At 48.7% G+C, this 6,446-nt stretch carries 3 protein-coding genes; 2 read left to right on the forward strand and 1 reads right to left on the reverse strand.

Annotated features, from left to right (window positions below):
• The first annotated feature begins 158 nt into the window (after positions 1–158).
• Both ACFQ2O_RS18835 and ACFQ2O_RS18840 read left to right on the forward strand, forming a co-directional pair.
• The gene (locus ACFQ2O_RS18835) at positions 159–1,538 is read left to right on the forward strand and encodes a sigma-54-dependent transcriptional regulator (RefSeq protein ID WP_377531611.1); all 1,380 of its coding nucleotides are present in this window, start codon (positions 159–161) and stop codon (positions 1,536–1,538) included.
• A complete protein-coding gene (locus tag ACFQ2O_RS18840; RefSeq protein WP_377531614.1) occupies positions 1,528–2,889 on the forward strand; it encodes a sensor histidine kinase in 1,362 nt (453 codons plus the stop codon). The genes ACFQ2O_RS18835 and ACFQ2O_RS18840 overlap by 11 nt, the downstream gene beginning before the upstream one ends.
• 298 nt (positions 2,890–3,187) lie before the next feature.
• On the opposite strand, the gene ACFQ2O_RS18845 is transcribed toward ACFQ2O_RS18840, so the two are convergent.
• A complete protein-coding gene (locus tag ACFQ2O_RS18845; protein WP_377531617.1) occupies positions 3,188–6,298 on the reverse strand; it encodes a T9SS-dependent M36 family metallopeptidase in 3,111 nt (1,036 codons plus the stop codon).
• Between the last annotated feature and the right edge of the window lie 148 nt (positions 6,299–6,446).

Consider the following 6,446-nt stretch of genomic DNA (forward strand, 5'->3'; position numbering starts at 1 on the left):
GTGTACGCTTCCGATACAACATCTCCTGAGACACCTGTGCGCTTCCGTTACAAGTATAAATTGAGCTTGTGGAGAGGCCATGGTGCAGACAGCCCCCAATATTATAATTCTCCTATAGATTGTTTATCTTCGGTGCTCTATTAGAACAATCCTTTGCTATGGCCGCTGCAAAAAATGCCCGCGTTTTAATCGTGGATGACGAATCGGACGTACTGTTTGCCCTGAAAATGCTGCTTAAAACCGAGGTGAAACAGGTGGTAACAGAAAAGAACCCTGAAAACCTGCTAAGCCTGCTGGCTAAAGAGAAGTTCGACGCCATTTTCCTGGACATGAACTTCAAAAGTGCCTTGAACACGGGGAATGAAGGTATTTTCTGGCTGCGTAAAATCCTGGAGAAAGACAAAGAGGCCACTGTTATACTTATCACGGCTTATGGTGATGTAGAGCTTGCCGTGCGCTCGTTAAAAGAGGGTGCTGCTGACTTTATTGTAAAGCCATGGCACAACGATAAGCTACTGGAAACGCTGCACCATGCGCTGGAGGCAAAGCAACCCCAAAAAGCCGGTGCCGCCAACACATCAACCAAGAAAAACTCCAGCACCACCATACTTGGCGAATCTGATGCCATCAAAGAGGTGCTGTATAAGATTGAGAAGATAGCGCCAACCGAGGCAAACGTGCTTATACTTGGCGAAAACGGCACTGGCAAAGAGTTAGTAGCCCGCGCCCTGCATGAGAAATCTTTTAGAGGGAACAAACCTTTCGTGAGTGTAGATATGGGTGCCCTGACCGATAGTTTGTTTGAAAGCGAACTTTTTGGCTCTAAAAAGGGTGCCTTCACCGATGCCCGCGAAGACCGTGCAGGCAGATTTGAGGCTGCAAGCGGAGGCACTTTGTTTCTGGATGAGATTGGCAATATCTCACCGGGCATGCAGGCGAAGCTGCTCACAGTGCTGCAAAACCGCCAGGTAACACCGCTAGGCTCTAATACGCCTGTGCCTGTTGACATTCGCTTGATATCAGCAACCAACGAACCTATATACGAACTGGCTGCCCGTAACCAGTTTCGCAAAGACCTTATTTACCGCATCAACACGGTAGAAATTACGCTGCCACCGCTGCGCCAACGCACAGGTGATGTAGAATTGCTGGCGCGCCATTTTGCGGCTGTATATGCCCAGAAAAACCACAAACCTGTTCCTGAGTTTGCAGATGCCACCATGCAAAAACTAAAGCAGCACAGCTGGCCTGGCAATGTGCGGGAACTGCAACACGCCGTAGAGCGCGCCATTATACTTGCCGAAAGCAGCACACTGCAACCGCAGGACTTTAGCTTCTCAGCCATGGAGTTGGTTGCTGCTCCCACTTACGCCACGGCAGCTTCTGTACCGGAGAAGCCAGTGCCGCTTTTAGAGATGGAACGGGAAACCATCGTGAGAACCTTAGAGAAGAACAAAGGCAACATCTCCCGCACTGCCAAAGAACTGGGCCTTACCCGCACTGCCCTCTACCGCCGACTGAACAAGCATGATATTTAAGCGCCTCGAACTCGGGTTACTTGTCCGGTTTATACTTTTGCTGGGGATGATGTACCTCACCGTGCATTACCTGACGCAGTTTACCTGGCTGCAGGTAGGCTCTGGTATACTGGTGATGCTGGCGCAGGTGTGGGAACTGGCGCTTTATGTAACGCGCAGCAACAACGAGCTGGCAAAGTTTCTGCAAGCTGTAAAGCAGCGGGACTTTTCTCAGCGTTTCAATGAGCACACCACCAACAGCTCGCTTCGACAGCTGCATGTTGCTTTTAACCTTATCAACGATACGTATAAGCAGTTGCACATCGAGAAGGAAGCGCAGTTCCTGTACATGCAAACCATCCTCCAACTAATTGATACAGGCATTGTAGCCGTGGACGAAGAAAGCGGAGAGGTGGAGTGGGTGAACGACGCATTTAAAAAGATACTTGGTGTTCCTTACCTGAAAAGTATAGCAAGTCTGGAGATGCGCTACCCTGCGCTTTACACGGCTTTGACAAGTATAAAACCTGAACACAACCTGCTGTTGAAGTTAAAGCTTCCTGCTGGGCAGTCACAGTTGCTGCTCACGGCTACGGCTTTTACTATGCAACAACGGCCGCTGCTGTTGGTTGCTTTAAAAAACGTAAGCGCCACCGTGGATGCCACCGAAACAGAGGCCTGGCAAAAGCTGCTGCGCGTGATGACGCACGAGATCATGAACTCGGTGGCTCCCATTGCCTCGCTGGCTGATTCGCTGGGCCGCCACCTGCAGCACGAACGCGAAAAGCAGGAAAAGGAACCAGATGCAGCGCCAGACGCAGATCTGTTACAGGACACAGAAGAAGGAATCTCGATTATTAAGAAGCGAAGCGAAGGCTTGTTACGCTTTGCCCACTTCTACCGCAACCTGAACAAGTCTCAGCACCTATTGCTCACCACAGTATATGTGCAGGAGCTTTTTAATAGTATTGATGGCCTGATGCGTCCGCAGTTAAACGAGCAGGGTGTAGAACTGCTATGTAATGTATCGCCTCAGAACCTGCAACTAAGCGGAGATGTAAACCTGTTGGAGCAGGTACTCATCAACCTTATCCTGAATGCAAAAAAGGCAGTGCAGGAAAGGCCTCAACCCCAGATTATACTTGCCGCCTACGGAGAGAACAGCAAAACAATTATTGAAGTGCAAGACAATGGCAGCGGCATTCCCGAGGAGCTAATGGAGAGCATTTTTATTCCTTTCTTTACTTCTCATAAAGACGGCTCCGGTATTGGGCTGAGCCTTGCAAAGCATATCATGCTGCTGCACAAGGGAAGTATAGAAGTGGAAACAGAAGAAGGTGTAGGTACTGTTTTTAAGTTAACTTTTATTTAACTGGAGTGATGTAGTTCAGCTACTGCATCTCAGGTCCGAAAGCACGAACCTCTCTCTCCTACTGGTCAGGCTAAGGTTAAAGTTGTTTTTCTCCTGCCATAGGTCTGCACCTCAGCTTCTCCAGTATAGCAGAGGCGCCAGTTGCACGTGTACCCAGGACTTAAAGGCATTGTAAATGCTTTAGATAGCTCTAGCCACTTGTTAGTTCTCTACATTACAAGCCAATACCACAGGTATAAAAAAAGAGGAGGCCGCAGTTACCTGCAACCTCCTCTTTTATACTACTGAATCCAGCAGGTTATCTTACAGATACCTTTGTGGTTTTCACTTCATTGTCTGTGATCAGGCGCACCAGGTACATACCTCGTGTCATCTTGCCTCGGTTCAGTTCAATAGCGTGGTTTTCACCTATCGCGCTATCGCCTTCAGCTAACACGCTTACCAAGGAGCCTTTCATATCAATCAGCTCTACCCGATACTTGCCTCCTTGTGGAACGGCAAACTGGATGCTGGTTCTGCTATCTACCGGGTTAGGCACGGCTCTTAGCTCACCTCTGCCAAAGCCATTAGCTTCTAAAGCCACAGCCGCAGATGTGCTGGTAACAGACATGTCACAACTTCCTAATTTTGCCCCGTCTCTCAGAGCAAGCAAGGCTATTCCAGGTCTCACACATTGCGATTGTCCATCTTTGCAGATCATCACCATTGTGTTTCTGTCACCGCAGCGTATATCCACTACTTTGATTGTAACTGTGGCAGTTTTAGTACAGCCAAAGCTGTTCGTGCCAGTTACGGTAATGGTGTATTCACCGGCGGTTCTAGGTCTGAAAATTGGAGCGGCTACTTTGGTATTGTTTAAACCTTCTACAGCACTCCAGCTATAGCTATCGCTGCCACTAGCTTGCAGAATCACGCTTTGTGGTCCGAAGCCTAAGTAAATTACAGTAGGATCTCCTCCTGTAAAGATTTCGTTTGTAGGCTTCACAGTGATAGTTGGTGCATCACAAGCATAGATAAGCGGAAGGTCAAAGGCTTCTACCTGATCCGTTCTGCTGGTAGAAAGTCCCTGGCTTGCGCTAAAGCCTAAACCACGTCTTGCAAATACTCTCCAGATAAGCTCCTGGTTAGCGCCACCGTAGTTTTGCATATCAGCGGCAAGTATGGCATCGCGTGCATCTACAAAGCCTGGGCTGCATGGCTGTAGTTTCAAGCCGTCTATTACAAGCTGCATCGCCATGTTGTTACCGCCTTTGCCGTTGTATAAGTCTGCATCCCAGCCATACTTATCTACCATGGCCCATGTCATATCCCAAAGCATGGTTGCCCATACAAAACCTACGCCGTGCGGCTGTGATAGTGTTGTGTTGTTTGTAGCCGCGTAAGTATAGCTGTTCACACCAAAGTCTGTGCTATAAGGAGCAGGACGAATGCCTTGCCCTGTAGTTGGCTGGTTCTGGGCATAAGTACCGATTCCTCTTACGTCACCCGGCTTATCGCCTGGCTCCATTGTCAGCATCAGGCCAAACCAGTCGCTCCAGCCTTCGCCGGCCTGCTCTGCATTGCTTAAGCAGCCTGTGGCAGCAGGGCCACCAGTCAGGCGGTTTGAAATACCGTGTCCGTATTCGTGGGCGATGATACCGTTGTCAAAGTCTCCATCAACTTCAGGGCTTGAGCCGCTGTTTTTCAAGGCTACAGTTACTTCCTGCCCCTGATCAAGTACCGCTCTGATGATTTGGCCATCTTCCTGGCTGATCATTACGGCTGGTATGTTGATTTCCTCTGTTGGAGTTCCTCCCATCACAATAGGGCTGCCGGGTGCATTATTGATAACCAATACAGCGATAGCGCCTGCTGCCTGTGCAAACTGCACTTTATCTGCAAATGGGCAACCACCTCTGTACATCACGGCTATGTTTCCGGCTATTGCCTCTGCGTTTGCCAGCGCTGCGCAACCTTCCTGTCCATCGGCCACTACTAATTTGCCTGTTACAGGTGTAGGAGTAAGTGGTTTAGAGAAAGCTGCCTCCAGCACCGGATAGCTGCCTGCTATACTTTGCGGAGAAGTAACCCTGAACATTTCCTCATCAGCTTTGCCGCTCCACAGGTACATCTGCATGCGTGGCCTTTGTCCGTCTCTTGGTGTAGAGAAGTTTGCGTTGTTACGTGTTGCAGTGATATTTCTGCTATCCTGCGCCTCTGCTCTTACATCATCTCCGCCAAGGCCGCCTCTGTCGTAGTTGTTTACCTGAAAGTTGCCGCTTAGTTCATCAAAGCCATACTTGTACCACACATCATGCATGATGTTGTTCATGTAAAACAAGTTGGTGATAGCTGCATCGCGGTACTCAACAGGCTGCTTTGTAAAGTCTATTGGAAAGTCGAACAGCAACTCCGGGCCACCATCCGGACTATAGTTTATAGCACCGTTGTTATTGTTATTCGGGTCTTCGTAGGCGTGCACGTTATTACCACGGGTAATAGTATACTCTACACTTGGCGTGGATAGTGTGGTATGCCAGCCATAAGGCGAGGCAACTTCGTCTGCTGCGCTTGTGCTTACATATACACGTGGGCCATGGCTTGGGCTTTCAGTAGGTATGGCAAATACTTTGTAAGCGTTAGAAGTAGGGGCTGCTGGCATAGCAGCAACTGAGTTATAGGGCGCCGGAGCAGGTCGTGGGGCAAGCACATGCTTTTTACCGCGCGTTAGGGCTACTCCTTCTGGACCATGGTTATCAAACTCGCAATGGGTTACCATGTTGTCTTTGTCAAGCACGGTACCGGTGCTGGCATCTACGCGCACATTCCACCAGTTAAGGGCATCCAGTTCGTAAATAGTTACTTCCCACGCCAGTTTCAGGCTGCCGTCTTCCATTGGCTGGTACACCAGTCTGGCAGGGATAGGATCAAGGGAGATACCGCCATTGCTTAGCACTACTTCTCTGTTACTTTGGTTTCCTCTAGACTGCACTGTAAGCGGACCCGAAACAGAAAGATTCAGGTGCTTGGCTGCTGCCATCACAGCCGATTCAGGGCTTAAGCCTGGCTCAGTGGTCTTTACTTTTCTTTCGAGGGCTTTCTGAAAGCGGTTACCTACACTAACTACCTTGTTATCTTTGGTCATGTTAACGTTGGTAATGGCGCCGTGCACCTCAATGCCTTCGTGCATTTGCTGAAGGTAAATATGCTTCATACCGTTGTGCCTGGTGATGCTTTCATTGGTGACAGCCAGCTCAGATATGTCGGATTCAGTAATTTCAAGCTTTTGCTTATTTTGCTTCAGGTGCTCCAGAACCACTGCTGGTACGCGCTTGGTACCGGGCCGGCCTTGGCTGTATGCCATCTGGCAATTCAGCAGCAACACCAGCACAAGTGTTAGCTGCCACATAGTTTGTAAAGGTTTTTTCATGGGAGATTTAGGTTAACGGGGTTAGTATTAAATGTGAATATGATAATAATATTTTTAAAAATGTAATTTATCTTATAATATTTTTATTTCAATTTTATTTTATACTTCCCGTTTAACCAACACCTTAATCACACAACCAACATCAAGC

Source organism: Pontibacter rugosus (genome assembly GCF_042678745.1).
In the GTDB taxonomy this organism is placed as follows: Bacteria; Bacteroidota; Bacteroidia; order Cytophagales; family Hymenobacteraceae; genus Pontibacter; species Pontibacter rugosus.

Excerpts from the sequence above, each read along its gene's own strand:
- ACFQ2O_RS18835 (WP_377531611.1), top strand. The coding sequence starts at position 159 with ATGGCCGCTGCAAAAAATGCCCGCGTTTTAATCGTGGATGACGAATCG.
- ACFQ2O_RS18840 (WP_377531614.1), top strand. The coding sequence starts at position 1,528 with ATGATATTTAAGCGCCTCGAACTCGGGTTACTTGTCCGGTTTATACTT.
- ACFQ2O_RS18845 (WP_377531617.1), bottom strand. The coding sequence starts at position 6,298 with ATGAAAAAACCTTTACAAACTATGTGGCAGCTAACACTTGTGCTGGTG.